Source organism: Leuconostoc inhae, assembly GCF_019656015.1.
GTDB classification, from domain to species: Bacteria; Bacillota; Bacilli; order Lactobacillales; family Lactobacillaceae; genus Leuconostoc; species Leuconostoc inhae_A.
On the sequence record NZ_BPKW01000004.1, the window covers coordinates 202,932 to 220,847 of the forward strand.

The 17,916-nt window shown below is 36.8% G+C and carries 19 protein-coding genes and 1 riboswitch; of the genes, 17 read left to right on the plus strand and 2 right to left on the minus strand.

Annotated features, from left to right (window positions below; genetic code table 11):
• Together K5Q14_RS03365 and K5Q14_RS03370 are read right to left on the minus strand one after the other, a co-directional pair.
• Positions 1–1,404, minus strand: coding sequence for an amino acid permease (locus tag K5Q14_RS03365; RefSeq protein WP_220734418.1), 1,404 nt, complete (start codon positions 1,402–1,404; stop codon positions 1–3).
• 126 nt (positions 1,405–1,530) lie between these two features.
• Entirely contained in the window at positions 1,531–3,078 is a 1,548-nt protein-coding gene (locus K5Q14_RS03370; RefSeq protein WP_220734419.1) for a PucR family transcriptional regulator, read from the minus strand.
• A gap of 144 nt (positions 3,079–3,222) precedes the next feature.
• On the opposite strand from K5Q14_RS03370, the gene K5Q14_RS03375 reads away from it, so the two are divergent.
• From K5Q14_RS03375 to rpsA, 17 genes are all read left to right on the plus strand, one after another.
• On the plus strand, positions 3,223–4,488 hold the full coding sequence (locus K5Q14_RS03375) for an MFS transporter (RefSeq protein WP_220734420.1): 1,266 nt from the start codon (positions 3,223–3,225) through the stop codon (positions 4,486–4,488).
• Positions 4,489–4,534: 46 nt separating this feature from the next.
• Positions 4,535–6,031: a carboxypeptidase M32 gene (locus tag K5Q14_RS03380; RefSeq protein WP_220734421.1), complete on the plus strand. Its 1,497-nt coding sequence runs from the start codon at positions 4,535–4,537 to the stop codon at positions 6,029–6,031.
• 29 nt (positions 6,032–6,060) lie between these two features.
• On the plus strand, positions 6,061–6,504 hold the full coding sequence (locus K5Q14_RS03385; RefSeq protein WP_220734422.1) for an ASCH domain-containing protein: 444 nt from the start codon (positions 6,061–6,063) through the stop codon (positions 6,502–6,504).
• A 92-nt stretch (positions 6,505–6,596) separates the two neighbouring features.
• Positions 6,597–6,782 carry a 30S ribosomal protein S21 gene (rpsU, locus tag K5Q14_RS03390; RefSeq protein WP_010017424.1) on the plus strand — a complete coding sequence of 62 codons (186 nt, stop codon included), beginning with the start codon at positions 6,597–6,599 and terminating at the stop codon, positions 6,780–6,782.
• A 219-nt stretch (positions 6,783–7,001) separates the two neighbouring features.
• Positions 7,002–7,613, plus strand: a complete 612-nt coding sequence (locus tag K5Q14_RS03395; RefSeq protein ID WP_220734423.1) for a MarR family winged helix-turn-helix transcriptional regulator — start codon at positions 7,002–7,004, stop codon at positions 7,611–7,613.
• A gap of 53 nt (positions 7,614–7,666) precedes the next feature.
• A complete protein-coding gene (locus K5Q14_RS03400) occupies positions 7,667–9,436 on the plus strand; it encodes an ABC transporter ATP-binding protein (RefSeq protein WP_220734424.1) in 1,770 nt (589 codons plus the stop codon).
• A gap of 178 nt (positions 9,437–9,614) precedes the next feature.
• Positions 9,615–10,058 carry a GatB/YqeY domain-containing protein gene (locus tag K5Q14_RS03405; protein WP_220734425.1) on the plus strand — a complete coding sequence of 148 codons (444 nt, stop codon included), beginning with the start codon at positions 9,615–9,617 and terminating at the stop codon, positions 10,056–10,058.
• Between the two features lie 95 nt (positions 10,059–10,153).
• The gene (locus K5Q14_RS03410) at positions 10,154–11,020 is read left to right on the plus strand and encodes a CvfB family protein (protein ID WP_220734426.1); all 867 of its coding nucleotides are present in this window, start codon (positions 10,154–10,156) and stop codon (positions 11,018–11,020) included.
• Positions 11,020–11,916, plus strand: a complete 897-nt coding sequence (xerD, locus tag K5Q14_RS03415) for a site-specific tyrosine recombinase XerD (protein WP_220734427.1) — start codon at positions 11,020–11,022, stop codon at positions 11,914–11,916. Before K5Q14_RS03410 ends, xerD begins: the two co-directional genes overlap by 1 nt.
• Positions 11,917–11,944: 28 nt before the next feature.
• On the plus strand, positions 11,945–12,313 hold the full coding sequence (locus K5Q14_RS03420) for a riboflavin biosynthesis protein RibT (protein WP_220734428.1): 369 nt from the start codon (positions 11,945–11,947) through the stop codon (positions 12,311–12,313).
• A complete protein-coding gene (locus K5Q14_RS03425; RefSeq protein WP_220734429.1) occupies positions 12,280–13,062 on the plus strand; it encodes a segregation and condensation protein A in 783 nt (260 codons plus the stop codon). Before K5Q14_RS03420 ends, K5Q14_RS03425 begins: the two co-directional genes overlap by 34 nt.
• On the plus strand, positions 13,055–13,657 hold the full coding sequence (scpB, locus tag K5Q14_RS03430) for an SMC-Scp complex subunit ScpB (RefSeq protein ID WP_220734430.1): 603 nt from the start codon (positions 13,055–13,057) through the stop codon (positions 13,655–13,657). Before K5Q14_RS03425 ends, scpB begins: the two co-directional genes overlap by 8 nt.
• The gene (locus K5Q14_RS03435) at positions 13,650–14,399 is read left to right on the plus strand and encodes a pseudouridine synthase (RefSeq protein WP_220734431.1); all 750 of its coding nucleotides are present in this window, start codon (positions 13,650–13,652) and stop codon (positions 14,397–14,399) included. The genes scpB and K5Q14_RS03435 overlap by 8 nt, the downstream gene beginning before the upstream one ends.
• A 44-nt stretch (positions 14,400–14,443) precedes the next feature.
• A riboswitch (FMN riboswitch) is annotated at positions 14,444–14,579 on the plus strand.
• Between the two features lie 66 nt (positions 14,580–14,645).
• Entirely contained in the window at positions 14,646–15,233 is a 588-nt protein-coding gene (locus K5Q14_RS03440; RefSeq protein WP_220734432.1) for an ECF transporter S component, read from the plus strand.
• A 76-nt stretch (positions 15,234–15,309) separates the two neighbouring features.
• Positions 15,310–15,864: a peptidoglycan-binding protein LysM gene (locus K5Q14_RS03445; protein WP_220734433.1), complete on the plus strand. Its 555-nt coding sequence runs from the start codon at positions 15,310–15,312 to the stop codon at positions 15,862–15,864.
• A 13-nt stretch (positions 15,865–15,877) separates the two neighbouring features.
• The gene (gene cmk / locus K5Q14_RS03450) at positions 15,878–16,555 is read left to right on the plus strand and encodes a (d)CMP kinase (protein ID WP_220734434.1); all 678 of its coding nucleotides are present in this window, start codon (positions 15,878–15,880) and stop codon (positions 16,553–16,555) included.
• A gap of 95 nt (positions 16,556–16,650) precedes the next feature.
• Positions 16,651–17,844 carry a 30S ribosomal protein S1 gene (gene rpsA / locus K5Q14_RS03455; protein WP_220734435.1) on the plus strand — a complete coding sequence of 398 codons (1,194 nt, stop codon included), beginning with the start codon at positions 16,651–16,653 and terminating at the stop codon, positions 17,842–17,844.
• Positions 17,845–17,916: the final 72 nt, after the last annotated feature.

Consider the following 17,916-nt stretch of genomic DNA (forward strand, 5'->3'; position numbering starts at 1 on the left):
TTACACATCAGTCTCCACGTTTGCAAACTTACGGTGAGCTAAATAACCAAAAACAATGGTAAATATGACAGCACCAATTGCAGATACGCGAGAATCTGATTGAAAAAATAGACTGATATAAATAGCGATAAAAAATAGTAGTGTCAACGGACTGGTAAATTTATACCCTGGCATTGTAAAGCCATCTGGCAAGTAATCATTTGATTCACGGAATTTGCGATGGGCATACATTGTCATGGCATAAACGATGATATACATGTTTGATGAAATCGCTGTGATGAAACCAAATGCTGAAGTGATTTGTGGTATCGCGTTAATAACAGGTGATAGTAATACTAAAATGGCGGTCAAAATAATAGCATTGGCAGGCACACCGTGTGTTGAAATTTTGCTGAAGTGCGACATAATTGGCGTATTAGAATCTTCTGCCAATTGATAAAAATGACGACCTGCAGAATATATTGCCGAATTTAAAGCTGATGCAGCAGATGTCAAGACTACGAAGTTAATAATGACAGCAGCGGCTCTTAGGCCTGCTAGTTGAAAGACCATAACAAAGGGACTTTGATCTGGTGTTTTTGCAATAACATGCCAGTTGATAATTGACATAATAATAGTCATTGCACCTAAATAAAATATTAAAATACGAATAATAATCGTGTTAATGGCTTTTGGCAAGACTTCACGTGGATTTTGTGTTTCAGCTGTTGTGATACCAACAAATTCCATACCTTGAAAGGCGAAGAAAACCATAGGGAAGGCGGCAAAAAACATACCTGGGCCATTGGGGAACATTGAGAAGTTATGTGTAATGTTGCTAAATGAAGCAATGGTATGGCCACCTGAAGCAGGTGCCTGAAAACCAGTGAAAATTAAAACTAATCCAGTCAAAATCATTGCGACGATTGCAATAATTTTAATCATTGCAAACCAATATTCTGTTTCACCAAAAATTTTAACGGCAACCAGATTAATTAGCGTTAAAACTGCCAGAAAAGCGATTTGAATAATCCAAGTTTGCCAATGCGGAAACCAAAATTTAACATAGGTTGAAACGGCGGTTAATTCAGCCATTGCAACGAAAACTAAACCAATCCAATATGACCAACCCGCGAAATAACCAGCGCTAGGGCTAACATACTTGCTGATGAAAGAAACGAAAGTATGCTGAGAAGGATCGGCATATAACATTTCTCCGATACCACGCATCATGAGAAAGAAAAAGGCCCCTAAAACAGCATAAACAATTAAAATTGAAGGACCGGTACGAGAAATAGAATTACCGGCACCTAAAAAAAGTCCAGTTCCAATGGTACCACCAATGGCAATCATTTGGATATGCTTCTTTTTGAGACCACGTTTAGTACCGTCTGCGTTTGTAGCTATATTTGTATATTCTTTCATAATAAATGAACCTCCCAAGTTGTGAGGACTATTAAAATAGTCGTTGAAACTATATTATCATTTTAATCATCAATTACTCATTTAATAAATACAAAAAATATTTTTAATTTGTGCATTATGCACAAATTAAATTAATAATAGTGCTAATTGAATATCTATCAGAACATCTGGCATTTCTAAATCAATGCCCAGTAAGTCACTAATCCGTTTTAGGCGATAATTAATTGTATTTCGATGAACAAACAATGCTGATGCAACTGCAGTCACATTTTGATGTAAAAATACATAGCTTTTTAAAGTTGCCAACAATTCTTCATTTCCTAAAATACGGCCTAGTGTTTTCTCCACAAAAACATCACTTTCTTGTTTTGGTAATAGATTAAGCAACTCTTGTGCATTTTTTGGCCGAAAAATCATAATTGGATGTTGACTGGAGGTTAATTTCAAAGCATTATTAGCTTGATCGTATAATTCAGATAATTTATGAATAGACTTTGAAATTCTTGAGAATCCTATTGTAAAAGAGTGATGCAATCCTTTTTGCGTCTTTAAAAAATCAAACAATTGATTTAAAAATTGTCGTGTATCAATATTTTGATTAATAAGTAGTACGAGCTGCTGACTGTGCGAAAAAGTTAAAACAGGCAGCTGGTGTTCTGAAATGAACCAACGTGTAAGTTGTTGCCGAATTTCAAATTGGTGTGATTCAATGATTTTATTTTGTTGAAGAAAACCTATTATGGCAACATGAAAACATTGTTTGTTGTCAATGTTTTCATCGTGCAAATAATTATCTATGGCTGTATCACTTAGGCCACCTTGCATGACATTCAAAAAAAATCCAGAACGATTACGGAAGTCAGTTTCATTTAATAAATCTGTCCGAGAGTTAGCCAGGCCTAAAGTATTCATGACTTGTTGCTGTCGCAACATTTGAAAGTCGGATGGTTCTAATTCGTTAACTACAAATGCAGCAAATGCTTTGTTTTCGTTTAATGCTGAAAAAATTGGTAAAATATCAATACTTTGATGATTAAATGCAATACGAGTTGGTTTTGATAAATTAAGATAATCGATGCCGGATTCGTGGCGTAAATGATGTGTTAAAAATTCGCGTTGAGCTACCCACTCACTACTAGCATATATTGCTGTAAAATGAGAATCTAATAAAGCAAGTGGTGTTTTTAGTACCTTGGCACTTTGATCAAGTAAATGTTGATAGGTGATATTTTGAGCGTTTAGGTCTGATAATTGTTGATTAATAGCGATAATTTCTCGTAATTCAATATTTTGTGTTTCTAAAATAATTGCAGTAAGGCGCTTAACGGTTAAAGATAAGAAATCATCTGCTGGTGTCCAAAGTATAGGAATTGCTAATTTGTCTGCTAAAATGATGACATCTTGCGGTAAATCATTAATATAACGGCCTAATTTAATAGCAATACCGCATGCATTTATGTCATGCATGCCAATAATGAGATCAGTTAATAACTGAGGATTTTTAGTAAAATGAAAACCAGACGTCACTAATAATTGACCTTCAAAAAGAAAATCATTAATATCAGGTGCGTCAATCATACCAACTTGTGAAATATTACGAAATAAGCCATTAGCACCTGCAGCTACTTTGATACCCTGAAGTGAGGGGTATTTTAATATATCATTTAATTTCATTATTTTAACCTCATAATTTTATTGCTATTCTATCGCATTTGTTCATTATGTACAAGGATTATTTAATTACTGTGCAGTGCGCACGAAGCAGCTTATATAATAAAATGTTAAATTACGCATAACAGGATTGTAGGAGAAATGATTATGCGATCAGAAAAAAAGATCATTAGTAATGTATTAAAAGGATCCCTAGGCAATTTAATTGAGTGGTTTGATTGGTATGTTTATGCATCTTTTGCAGTTTATTTTGCACCATCATTTTTCCCAGCACATGATAAAACAGCTGAGCTACTTAGCACAGCTGCGGTATTTGCAATTGGTTTTTTGATGCGTCCTTTAGGTAGTTTAGTGTTTGGAAAATATGCAGATCAACATGGTCGACGATCAGCGTTAACGCTTTCAGTACTTATCATGGCAAGCGGATCGTTAATTATTGCTCTGACGCCAAGTTATGATAAAATAGGTATTTTTGCACCAACCATTTTAATTTTAGCACGTCTATTTCAAGGTTTATCTTTAGGTGGTGAGTATGGCACTTCTGCCACCTATTTGTCCGAAATGGCCAGTGCAGGTCATCGTGGATTTTATGCATCGTTTCAATATGTAACATTGATAAGTGGTCAATTGATTGCTTTGGGTGTTCAGATTATTTTGCAAACGACAATGACAGAAATAGCTTTGATTTCATGGGGTTGGCGTATACCATTTTTTATTGGCGCCATGGGAGCACTTGTGGTGCTAATATTACGACTGAGCATGGAAGAATCTGATCAGTTTATGGCTCAAAGTAAGAAGGTAAAAGGTAATTTACGTGAATTGCTGCGCTATCCAAAGGCAATTTTAACAGTGGTTGGTCTTACATTAGGAGGCACAATTGCTTTTTATACTTATACCACCTATTTACAAAAATTTATGATTAATTCTGTTGGTTTACCAAAACAGCAAGTCGCTTGGATTAATTTTTTAGCGCTGTTTATTTTTATGATTTTGCAACCACTGGCGGGGGCACTTTCTGATAAAATTGGCCGTAAGCCATTACTGTTTTGGTTTGGTGGCTTGGGAACTATATTGACGATACCAATTTTAACGCTGTTATCACATGTTAAAAGCGGTTGGGCAGCTTTTGGTCTGATGATGGCTGGACTGATTATCGTCACAGGTTATACATCAATTAACGCTATTGTTAAAGCAGAAATGTTTCCAACTGAAATTAGAGCGCTTGGCGTTGGCTTGCCTTATGGTTTAACCGTTGCGATTTTTGGTGGGACTGTTGAATATGTCGCCCTATATTTAAAAAAGATAAATCATGAAAATTGGTTTTTTATTTATGTTACGCTGGTGATTGCGATTAGTTTGGTTGTCTATTGGCGAATGACAGACACAAAACACACTTCTAAATTAGATGGATAAATGATAAGATAATTATAAACAAATAATTAATTTATTAGGAGTAAATATGACGACACAGCAAGATTTATTTGAATCAGTTAAGGAGCAAACATTATTATCGCAACTTTCAGCACTTTCAGGTTGGGATGCTTTAACGGGCATGCCAAAAGATGCAGGGCATTTTCGAGCAGATGTTGATGCTTATTTGGCTGAAAAATTGTTTCAGATAGCAACGGGGGATAAAAGGCAAAAAATTTTAACAGATTTAACTGCTGATGGCGCTTCTTTAAATGAATTAGGCCAAATTGTGTTGAAAAAAGCACGGCAAGATTTTGAAATCACAGGTAAAATTCCTCAAACAGATTTTGTTGCTTTTGAAAAAACGCTTTCTGAGGCGCAAGATTATTGGTCAAGAGCACGTGAAGCAAACAACTATAACATTTTTAAACCTTACGTTGAACGCATTATTAGTTACTTGAAACAATTTATTCCTTTGTGGCAAAAAGAAGAAGCAACGCCCTATGATGTGCTACTCAATCAGTATGAGCCAGGGCTGACAGTTAAAAAATTAGATGCTGTATTTGAACAATTAAAAGTGGGCATAACGGAATTAAGGGCACGATTAGCATTATCAGGGACAGTGCCTGACAGTTCGTTTTTACATCGTGAGGTATCTAAAAATCAACAAAAACAGTATGCCTTATCAGCTGTGCAGCGCCTAGGTTACAATTTAAATAAGGGGCGCTTAGATGATACAATTCATCCTTTTATGGAGGCATTGAACCGAGATGATGCTCGTATAACGACGCGGTGGGACGAAAAAAATTTTCAAATGGCGGTATTGGGTATTTTTCATGAAGCAGGGCATGGTCTGTTTGAACAAAATGTTGATCCAAAATATGATGATGCGCGCGCCGTATTACCAATTAGTATGAGTATTCACGAATCTCAATCACTTTTTAACGAAGTCATTATTGGCCGTTCAAAAGAATTTTGGACAACGGAATACCCTAAACTTCAAGCGACTTTTTCACCTGTATTAGATGATATTTCAGTGAATAAATTTTATAAAGGGTGGTTAAAAACGGATGCAACTTTGATACGTACAGAAGCTGACCCACTCACTTATCCGCTGCATATCATTATTCGTTATGAAATTGAAAAAGCTATTTTTAATGATCATGTTGACCTGGCTGATTTGCCAGCGCTTTGGCAAGCAAAATATAAAGAATACCTTGGTCTAGAGGTACCAGATGATTTAAACGGTATTTTACAGGATATCCATTGGGCAGGTGGATCATTTGGCTATTTTCCAAGTTACGCTTTGGGACACCTATATGCTGCGCAATTTAAGGCAACAATGGCTAAGACGCTTGATTTCGAAGATATCTTTAAATCAGGTGATTATTCACCTATCTTTGATTGGCGTCAAGCACATATTTGGCAGCATGGTGGCACAGTAGATCCAAATGAAATTTTAGAAAATGTAACAGGTGAGTCATTGAATCCAAAATATTGGCTTGATTTTATGACAAAATTATATGAAGATGCTTATCAGATATAAAGTTATCAGTAATATTATAGGAGAAAAACATGGCACACGAGCAAATTTGGCTTGATTTTATAACAGAATTTCCAATTTTTTCTAATAGTTCACGTACGTCATGGCAGTTTGGTAGCGACCCAACGGCGTTGGCACAATTAGTCATTGCAGGTAAAAAGACAGCCACTTCAAGTTATTTTTTGGACTATACAAATGATAATGACATCGTTCCCACCGTGGGTCATGTGAATTTGATTTTAGACAATGAGTCGCAACCAAAGGTAATTACAGTCAATACCAAAGTTGTCTTACAACCTTACAAACAAGTTGATGACGAAATCGCTTATTTAGAGGGTGAGGGAACACGAGATTTGGCCTACTGGCACAAAGTACATGAGCCTTTTTTTAGTGATGTGGCGCAAGAAATTGGACATACTTTCACGACAGATGACTTAATAGTCACAGCCTTTTTTGAGGTGTTGAAAATTTTATAACATTGACAACAAACATTATTTCTGATAGAATTAGTGAGTATTTATAGCATGTCGTTAAAACGAAATAAAATGCGAGAGAGGAGGGTTATCACATGGCAAAGGTCATCGTACGTAAGAGCGAATCTTTGGATGATGCATTGCGTCGCTTTAAGCGCGGTGTTTCAAAAGACGGTACTCTCCAAGAATACCGTAAGCGCGAATACTATGTTAAGCCTTCAGTTGCTCGTAAATTGAAGTCTGAAGCAGCACAAAAGCGTAACAAGAAAAAGGGCCGTTAAACGGTTCTAAACGTCACTTTGGTGGCGTTTTTCTTTTGTATTAAAATAATTGAAATATAAAAAGTTAGAATGTAAATCCTGACTTTCTATATTGTAGATAATAGAAACATATCTCATTAGTTAGTTTAATATTGACTAAACTAACTAATGAGAGTAAACTATTTTATATTAATTAGTTAGCATATATTTAAATAAACTAAATAAAACGAGGCAATAAAAATGGATAATCAGTCATTATTTAATGAGTTGGGTGAATTAGTACAGCAGCCATTAATTTGGCTGGCAGCACAGCATAGTATTGGTGGTGGAAATGGTCGATCGGATAGTAGTCGCCGATTGTTGCGTATTTTATCAGAAACCGATAAAGAATTAACAGCTGGCGCAATTGCTGACATTTTAGATATTCGCCCAGCATCAGTGACAGCTTTAATTAACAAACTTGAATCTGATAATCTAGTTATTCGTGCAAAAGATGGTCGTGATGCCCGTATTGTTAAAGTTAAAATCACAGCAACTGGTCGCCAACAATTGCAAGATGTTGACGACTCACGTCAAGATTTTCAAGAATCACTATTCAGTGTTTTAAATGATGCCGAACGGCTACAACTGGCTGAAAGTTTACATAAATTAAACGCACATGTGGTTTCTGACGAATTTACAGAACAATTGACAAAAGATATGGATAAGCATCGTAAGATGATGTTTGAACATTTAATCAAGGCGCGTGGCCATCAAAATGAGCATATGCGACGCGGATTTAGCCAATTAACACGACAAATAGACCGTGAAACAGTTGATAAACACGACCGGCAGTGGCCATGGTGGCCTTAACATCATAGCTGAATGACTTATGTTTCAAAAATAGATATCTCGAGGAACTAATGATGAGTGAAAATAGGACAAGGGTTATTGACAGACGACCTAAAAATAAAGGCAAATTTAATTGGAGCCATTTTTTTAGTTTACTAAAGATGGCTCATCCCCAATGGCGATATTTGGGTACGGGATTGATTTTGGGTGTCGTGGGTGTCGTGGGTAATTTAGTGACACCAGTTTTTGCTAGTCAATTGATTTCAACCTTCAAAAATGGGTTAAACAAGCAATTGATTATGTTGGCGTTAATATTTTTTATTGGCGCTGCAATTCTGACTGCTATTGGTAATTTCTTGTTAGGCGTTGCCGGTGAACAAATTGTACAAAATTTGCGAAAAACATTGTGGCAAAAATTAATTGTTTTAAAAGTAACATATTTTGATGAAGTCAAATCAGGAGAAATGATCTCTCGTTTAGTCAATGACACATCGCAAGTTAAAACACTAGTAGCCAACAGCTTTCCTAATTTTATAACGGGTATCATTCAATTGCTAGGTGCTGTCATCTTAATGTTTATAGTTGATTGGCACATGGCATTGCTTATCTTAATTGCTATTCCACTAGCAGCGGTCGCTATGGCAATTCCAATGATTTGGGGTGGTAGAATTGGTCGGGCGACACAAGATGGTATCGCTGAATTTAGTGGGCAATCTACTGATACACTATCTGAAATACGTTTAGTTAAATCGTCTGGTTCTGAAAAACAAGAACTAGAACGCGGACATCATCAAATTACGCATTTATTTAAATTGGGACGTCGCGAGGCTATTATAGATGGCGTATCACAACCATTAATGACTATGGTTATGATGGGGGTATTCATGATCATCATTGCTTTTGGTGCTTACCGTATGTCACAAGGAGAGATGACTACAGGACATTTAATTGCTTTTATGATGTATTTATTTCAAATGTTACCGCCTGTGGCAACAATAGCAACATTTGCAACAACTTTGGCCAAAACGCAAGGAGCAACTGAACGGATTGGCGATATATTAGAGGAGGCTGGTGAAGATTTACAAGCTGGTGAGACAATTGATGTGACGGGTAAGGTGGTGTCTATGAAGCACGTTACCTTTAGCTATAAAAAGAATGAACCAATTTTATATGATATTTCATTTGAAGCAAAGCCGAATACAGTTATTGCCTTTGCTGGTCCCTCGGGTGGTGGAAAATCAACAATATTTGGTTTATTAGAACGATTTTATCTGCCTACTACTGGTGAGTTTAAGATTGGAAACATTAATGTTGATCAGACCAGTTTGGCATCTTGGCGCAGTCAAATTGGCTTTGTATCGCAAGATTCACCGATCATGGCGGGTAGTATTCGAGATAATTTAACCTATGGACTTGTTGATAATTATACAGATAATCAACTTTGGAAAGTTTTAGAACTGGCTTATGCTGAAACATTTGTTTCAGAGATGACAAATGGTTTAGATACGGAAGTTGGTGAACGTGGCGTCAAAATATCTGGTGGTCAACGACAACGTTTGGCTATTGCACGTGCCTTTTTACGTGATCCAAAAATTTTAATGTTAGATGAAGCCACGGCATCACTTGATTCAGAATCGGAAGCAATGGTGCAACAGGCACTTGAAACATTGATGAAAAATCGCACAACATTAGTCATCGCACATCGTTTATCGACAATTGTGACGGCAGATAACATATATTTTATTGAGCAAGGTACAGTAACTGGTTCTGGTACACATCAAGAATTATTAAAAAAGCATAGCTTATATGCAAGATATGTTTCTGAACAAGTAGTGACGAATTAAAAAATAAAATGGCCAATGCATTTAAAATAATAATGCATTGATATTATAAGTGTCCTCTTAAAAAGAAGGACGCTATTTGTGTTACAATATTCAATGATAGTTACAATATTAAATGTAATAAATACACGAATTATTCGTGTAAAAAATCTAAAATAGGTATAAAGAAAGAGGATTAAAAATGACGTTACTAGAAACACTTAACTCTGATATGAAGCAAGCAATGAAGGACAAAAATAAGGGTGCTTTGTCAGTTATTCGTATGGTTAAATCAACTGTTATGAATGAGCAAATTAGTTTGGGACATGATTTGACTTCAGAAGAAGAATTGACGGTCTTATCACGTGAGGTGAAACAGCGTAACGAATCTTTGTCAGAATTTGAAAAAGGGAATCGTGAAGATTTAGCAGCAGGTATTCGTTCAGAATTGGCGATTTTAGCAAAATACCTGCCTAAGCAATTAACTGAAGAAGAAGTTCAAGCAATTGTTAATGCCGCTGTTCTAAAAACTAATGCAGCAACATTAAAAGATATGGGTAAAGTTATGGGAATAGTGACACCACAAGTAAAAGGTAAAGCTGATGGTAAGTTGGTGGCTAACCTTGTAAAGAAAGCACTATCATAAAAGACAGCTCATTTTTATAGATTATGTTAACTTATCCATGGTAAACTAGAATACTAAAGAAAAAACACGTGAAGTTGCGTGTCAAAGGAAAAATAATGACAAACCCAGCAGTTGGAACAATTATAAAAGCAGATGTGACAGATGAGAATGATCGTTATTTTTTTGCTCAAGTAGATGGCAATACATATGAAATTGATAAGTCAGAACTTGAAAAACCGTTAAAAATAGGTGGCTTTGTAACAGGATTTGCCTACGAAAATGAAAATCATAAGTTTCAGATAACAAAGCAATTGCCCACAGTACAAAAAGATGTTTATGGTTGGGGCACTGTTGTGGCTAATCGCCATGATTTGGGCGTTTTTGTATCTATTGGCTTGCCAAATAAGGATTTAGTTGTATCGTTAGATGATTTACCAACAATTTCAACTTTGTGGCCACAAAAAGGTGATAAATTGATGTTGGCTATGAAAGAAGATAACAAGGGCCGACTGTGGGGTGAGATTGCACAGCAACAAATTATTGATGCTGTCTCTCGTCGTGCACCACAAGAATTAAAGTCAAAAACAGTTAAAGCGACTGTTTATCGTAACAAAATGGTAGGGACGCTAGTCATAACAGACGAGTACTACCTTGGGTTCATTCATCCTTCACAACGTGATGATGAGCCTCGTTTGGGACAAGTTGTTGATGCGCGTGTGATTGGTGTTCGAGAGGACGGCGCACTGAATTTATCATTGAAACCTTTGGCATATCAAACAATGGATGAAGATGCACAATTTTTGTTGTTACAATTACAACGCCGCGATGACCACTTTTTGCCATTTAATGATAAAAGTAATCCAGAAGCGATTAAAAGACAATTTGGATTTAGTAAAAGCCAATTCAAACGCGCATTGGGACATTTGTATAAAGACCGTGCCATAGAACAAATTGATGGTGGTATTAAGTTAATCGAGAAATAATGACACATAAAATAGATGACGCAATTGCTGACTATTTGCACTACATACGCATTGAACGTGGATTATCGGATAATACGATTAAGAGTTACCATCAAGATTTACAGCAATTTGCGCTTTATGCAACAACTGAAAACTTGGCATTAAATGATATCGATCATATTGTCATATTGACTTGGTTAAATCGTTTACGAGAGCAAGGTAAGTCGAATAATTCTGTTATTCGTATGGTCACATCATTACGTAAGTTCTTTGGTTATTTATTGCAAGAAAAACAGATTTTACACAATCCTATGACAGATGTTAGGCCACCCAAAAAGGCTGAACATTTGCCAGCCGTTTTAAGTCTTGCAGAAATTGATGCGCTGTTAGCTGTCCCAACTGAAAAAACACCATTAGGTGTGCGGAATCGGGCATTGATTGAAGTGCTATATGCTACTGGTTTGCGTGTGAGTGAACTGGTTAATTTAAAAATGGGTGATTTGCACCTGCAACTTGGTTTAATTCAAACAATTGGTAAAGGCGATAAAGAACGTATTATTCCAATTGGTGAAGTTGCTGCTGATTGGTTAGAAAAATATTTTTCTAATAGTCGCCTGTTGTTGTTAAAAGGGAATGACTCGCCTTTTGTCTTTTTAAATGATCATGGTAATCAACTGAGTCGACAGGGCGTTTGGAAAATCATTAAAAAATTAGTTTTGTCGGCAGGTATTAATAAAGATGTTTCACCACACACACTACGTCATTCGTTTGCTACGCACATCTTGGAAAATGGTGCAGATTTACGCATTGTGCAAGAACTGCTGGGACATGCCGATATTTCGACGACGCAAATTTATACACATATTTCTAAAAAGCGGTTGAGCGAAGTGTATGATGAGTTTCATCCGCGCGCATAATTTTCACGAGAAAAATGCAGGAGAGTTAATGTTAACACAGGTTAGAAACGACAATCAGAAAACGGTTATGGGTATTCTATCATTGTTACCAGGACTGCGAGAATTATCTCATTTGAATGCAGAAATTGCTTGGTACAATGATCGTGATACACGCCTTTTGTACATTTGGCAAAGTGATAGTCGTGTGCAAGGCGTTTTAGGCGTTGAACTATTACCGCAAGAAATTGCCTTAATTCGACATGCAGCATTAACGCCGGAATCTCGAACAGCTGCCAATTATTTTGCGATGCTGTCAGAATTTCAAAATCAAAATCAAACGTTATTTATTATGGGAACGTTAGATAACCAAAAGTTAATTAATAAATGGAGAAAATCGTCATCGCAACACGTAGTTTAACAATTAAATTAAGTGACTTTGAAGGCCCTTTGGATTTACTCCTACATTTAATTAAGCAATCAGAGATGGACATTTTTGATTTGCAGATTGCCCAAATTACGGAACAGTACTTAGCTTTTATTCATGAACAGAAAAAAATGCAATTAGATGTGGCAAGTGAGTATCTGGTCATGGCAGCAACTTTATTGCAAATTAAGTCGGCTGATTTGTTACCTCAAGAAACTGTTGAAGATGATTTCATTGAGGAACCCTATTTTGATCCGCGTGAAGAATTGATGGTTCAATTGTTGACTTATAAGCAATTTCAAGTGGCCAGTGATCAATTGCGTGAACGCGAAAATCGACATCAGCAATCATTTGCTAGATTACCTTTGTTAGCACCAGATGATGCCAAGTTCAAATTAGAAACAAAATTAGCGCCTGGACTTGGATTAATTGATTTGCAAACTGCTTTTGCGCATTTATTAAAGAAAAAGAAACAACAAAAGCCTATTAGTCGGCGCGTTATCAGTGAAAAATATACTATGGCTACAGCTATTAAGAACATCAGGCAACGTTTTGCAGTTCAAAAAATAGGGGACATGGTGACTTTTGATTCATTGTTTGATCATGTATATGATCGTGAACCGTTGGTAATGACTTTTTTAGCTTTACTTGAGATGGCTAAAGAAGATAAAGTTTCACTGCACCAACAAAATACACAATCAGAAATATTTTTAAAAATTGAAAAGTTGGACGATAATGAATAATCTAGCTCAAGTGGAATCCTTGTTATTTGTAGCAGGAGATGAAGGTATCAAAATTGAAGATATCTGTCACATGACACAATTTGATAAGCCAGCAGTGATCACTTTGATTGATGAGTTAGCAACAAGTTATGCTAATAATTTAAATAGTGCTTTAGAAATTCGAGAATCAGACGGGGCTTATCGTTTAGTAACAAAACCAGAACTTGGGGCTACTGTAAAAGGTTATTTTGATGCACCAGTAAATGCTACTTTGTCACAAGCACAATTAGAAACACTAGTCATTGTTGCCTATAAACAGCCTATAACGCGTGTTGAAATTGATCAAATCCGTGGCGTGCAGTCTTCTGGAACATTACAAAAATTAGCACTGCGTCAATTAATTTTAGCAACAGGTCGAAAAGATGAGCCGGGCCGGCCGATTATGTATGGTACGACGACTGAATTTTTAGATTATTTTGGCTTAAAAAAACTAGCAGAGTTACCACCTTTACCAGATTTTGACACATTGGAAATTAGCGATGAGGGTGGTGAGTTATTTACCAGCGCGTTTGAAGCACGCGTGGCAGAAACGGAAGAAGAGAATAAACATGTCTGAAGAAGCACAACGTTTACAAAAAATTATTGCACAAGCTGGCTTGGCATCACGACGTGGTGCAGAAGAATTAATTGCCAAAGGGCGTGTGCAAGTTAATGGACAAACGGTTACTGAACTGGGGATGAAAGTCGAACCAAGTGACAATGTTGAAGTGGATGGTTCACCAATTGAAGGGCGTGAGAAACTGGTTTATTATTTATTGAATAAACCACGTGGGGTCGTTACAACTAACAATGATGAAAAAGGGCGTCAGACAGTGATAGATCTTTTGGGCGATGTTAGTCAGCGCGTATATCCTATTGGTCGTTTAGATTATGATACGACTGGTGCTTTATTATTGACTAACGATGGTGTAGTTGCTAATCAATTGATGCACCCAAAATCACGGGTTGATAAGGTCTATATAGCTAAAGTTGAGGGTATAGCTACAGATGAAAAGTTAGCACCGTTGAAGCATGGTGTGGTCATTAAAGGCCGTAAAACAGCACCTGCAAGGGTAACAATTGAACGGGTTGATAAGGATAAAAAAACAAGTATGGTTCGTGTTATTATTCATGAAGGGCGTAACCATCAAATTAAAAATATGCTACAAAAGGTGCATTTGCCAGTTGTCAAACTGACGCGTGAACAATACGCTTTTTTTGATTTAATTGGCTTGCAATCTGGGGAGTATCGTAAGTTAACAGGTGCTGAAGTGAGACGTTTAAAAGCAGAAGATTATAAAAATTATCGTAGAAAATAATCAGTTGTTTTTAATTTGTATATTTGGTACAATGATAAAAATTGAATAAACTTCAGGGTCGGGCGCAAATCCCAACCGGCGGTGAGACATGCATGACATGATAAGCCCGCGACCTGCGAAAGCAGTTGATCTGGTCAAAATCCGGAGCCGACCGTAAAGTCGGGTATAAAGAAGTTAAAAAAGAAAGTTAAAACTGCCTTTTTGTGATACCCTGACAAATTGTGCAGTTTTTTTGAGGTTTAAAATATGTCGACAGCTACATCAACACGAACACAGAGATTAACGTTAATTGCGATATTAAGTGCGATATCATTTGGATTAATGTTATTTCCACAAGTGCCAATTATGCCTGGTGCCAGTTTTTTAAAATTAGATTTTTCGATTATCCCAGTTATTATTGCTGGCTATTGGATTGATATCTCGGCAGCCATGTGGACAGTTGTTTTGCGAACGCTATTAAAATTGATTTTGGCAAATGAAGGTATTAATACTTATTTAGGACTACCAGTTAACTTAGTTGCTGTGGTTGTTTTTTCTGTTATTATGTTGTGGGTGATGCCATATGTCACCTCTAAAAATATTGGCAGAAGCTTATTAGCCATTTTTTTGGCAACAATAGCTATGACAGGATCAGCAGTTATAATGAACTGGTTTGTTGCGGTACCACTTTACGCAGAATTTGCGAATTTCAACATTGCAAAAGTCATTGGACTGACTCGTTATTTTATTGCTATGGTGTTGCCATTTAATTTGATACAAGGTATTGTTTGGGGTGGCGTGAGCTTAATTGTATTATCAATACTAAAACCACTTCAAAATAAACTCACTTCTTAATGAAAGATTATAAACACTAGAGTGGTCATTGTGGTAAAATTTTATATGAATATACTATAGTGGAGGTCGTTATATAATGAACGATTTTGATCCGAGTAACATGAGCCGAGCGGCTAAGAACAAAAATAAAAAAGTAGAACCAAAATTTGCCCGTGAATCAGACAAAAAAACAGGCGAACATAAAAGTTTGCGTATAGGTTTAATTATATTAGCTTTCGTTATTTTAGCTAGTGTTCCTGTTTATGGTTCCTGGGCCAATAGAAAAGAACCACAAAAGCAAGCGGAAACGTCTGTTAGTCGTAAAGTGTCATCGACCACTGAAAAGAAATCAACCACTTCTTCAGAAAGTGAAAGCGAATCTGAAACGCCTTCAAGTTCAGAAGCAGTATCAAGTAGTATTGAACCAAGTTCTGAAGTTAGTTCGACGCCGTCATCTAGTGAGGCCATAAGTAGCAGTGCAGATACTGCCTCTAGTGCATCAGGAGAGACAGCAGTTCTTGGCGCTAGCCAAACATTGTATAATTTTGCCGTTTCCCATGGTATGACGACAGATCAGGTTGTTGCGCTAAACCCAGGGTTGACAGTTGGCAACTACACACAATATTCAGGAAGAGACCTTAATATTCAATAATCTAGAGGAAACCATGGCAGAAAATTTTCAAGTAGCAATTGATGGACCAGCATCAGCAGGTAAGTCAACAATTGCTAAAATATTGGCAACAAATTTTAAATATGTATACGTTGACACTGGTGCAATGTATCGTACGATAACTTTAGCAGCCAATAAAGCAGGGTTAGCTTATGAAGAAGAGCAAAAAATCATAGCATTGTTGCCCAAAATAACTATCCGCTTTGAACCTGATCCATTGGTGCAACGTGTCTTTTTAAACGATGAAGAAGTCACTGATGATATTCGGTCAACTGAAATCACTAACAATGTGTCATTGGTTTCATCGTATGGCGCTGTTCGTGAGGATTTAGTCAAAAGACAACGACATATCGCAAATAGTCAAAATGTCATTATGGATGGGCGCGATATTGGTACCACAGTATTACCTAATGCCCAAGTTAAAATCTTTTTAGTTGCTAGCGTGGCAGAACGTGCTGAACGACGCTATAAAGAAAATATTGCTAAAGGCATGGCGACAAATTTGGCAGATATAAAGGCAGATATTGAAATGCGAGATTACAAAGATTCTCATCGTAAAATTAGCCCATTAGTACAAGCTAAGGATGCAATTTTGGTTGATACAACCGGTCAAAAAATTGAAGATGTTGTATCTGAAATTACTAAAATCATTAAAAATAATCAATATCAATAATTTACAGCGTGAAAACGCTGTTTTTTACTATACAAGAGCAGACTATTCTGGTAAACTATATTCATAGTGTAAATTGTAGGAGGACGTTAGACGTCATGAGTGAAACAAACAACGAGTTCTTAGCAGCTCTCGAAAGCGCAGCAGATCAAATTAAGGTGGGAGATGTTGTTATAGGTGAACTTCTAGCCATTGACAACGATAACCAAGCAGTAGTTGGTTTGCCTACCGGTGAAGAAGGAGTTGTGCCAGCACGTGAGTACTCAGACGATCGTAACATCAACCTGGCAGACGAATTGAAAATTGGTGACAGTATTGAAGCTGTCGTTATTTCTAATGTGACAAGTGACAAAGAAGGCGTAGCCTATTTGTTATCAAAGAAGCGCTTAGATGCGCGCAAGGCATGGGAAAACTTGAGCTTCGGCGAAGGCGATACAGTTGATGCTAAAGTTATCAACGCTGTTCGTGGTGGTTTAATCGTTGATGTTAACGGTGTTCGTGGCTTTGTTCCTGCATCAATGGTTGCAGAACGCTTTGTGTCTGATTTGAATCAGTTCCGAAACAAAGATATTAAAGCACAAGTTATCGAAATTGATCCTGCTAATGCACGTTTAATTTTGTCACGTAAGGCTGTTGCAGCGCAAGAACGTGCTGCACAGTTGGCTGAAATATTCAGTAAGTTGTCAGTTGGGGAAGTTGTCGAAGGAACTGTTGCACGTTTGACAGACTTTGGTGCCTTTGTTGACTTGGGTGGTGTAGATGGTCTGGTTCACGTTTCAGAAATCTCACATGATCGTGTTAAAAACCCTGCAGATGTTTTGACAAAGGGTGACAAAGTCAATGTTAAAATTTTGGCTTTGGATACTGAAAAGGGCCGTATTTCATTGTCAATTAAAGCAACACAACGTGGACCTTGGGATGAAGCAGCAGAACAAATTGCTGCTGGTGCAGTTCTTGAAGGTACAGTTAAGCGCGTAAAAGACTTTGGTGCCTTTGTTGAAATTTTGCCTGGTATTGAAGGACTTGTCCACGTATCACAAATTTCAAATAAGCGTATTGAAAATCCTTCAGAAGTTTTGAAATCTGGTGATAAGGTACAAGTCAAGGTGTTGGATATTAAACCAGCAGAAGAACGTATTTCATTATCAATGAAAGCTTTGGAAGAAAAGCCACAACGTGAAGATCGTCGTGGAAATGACGGTGCAGCATCACGTGCAGATATTGCTGCTTATAAGCAACATGGAGATGACTCAGGTGCTACATTGGGCGACATTTTCGGTGATAAGTTGTAATATGATCCAAAAAAAGAGCTGGATTTCCAGTTCTTTTATTTTTGAAAAAAATTTGAGTGTGCATTAATGGTA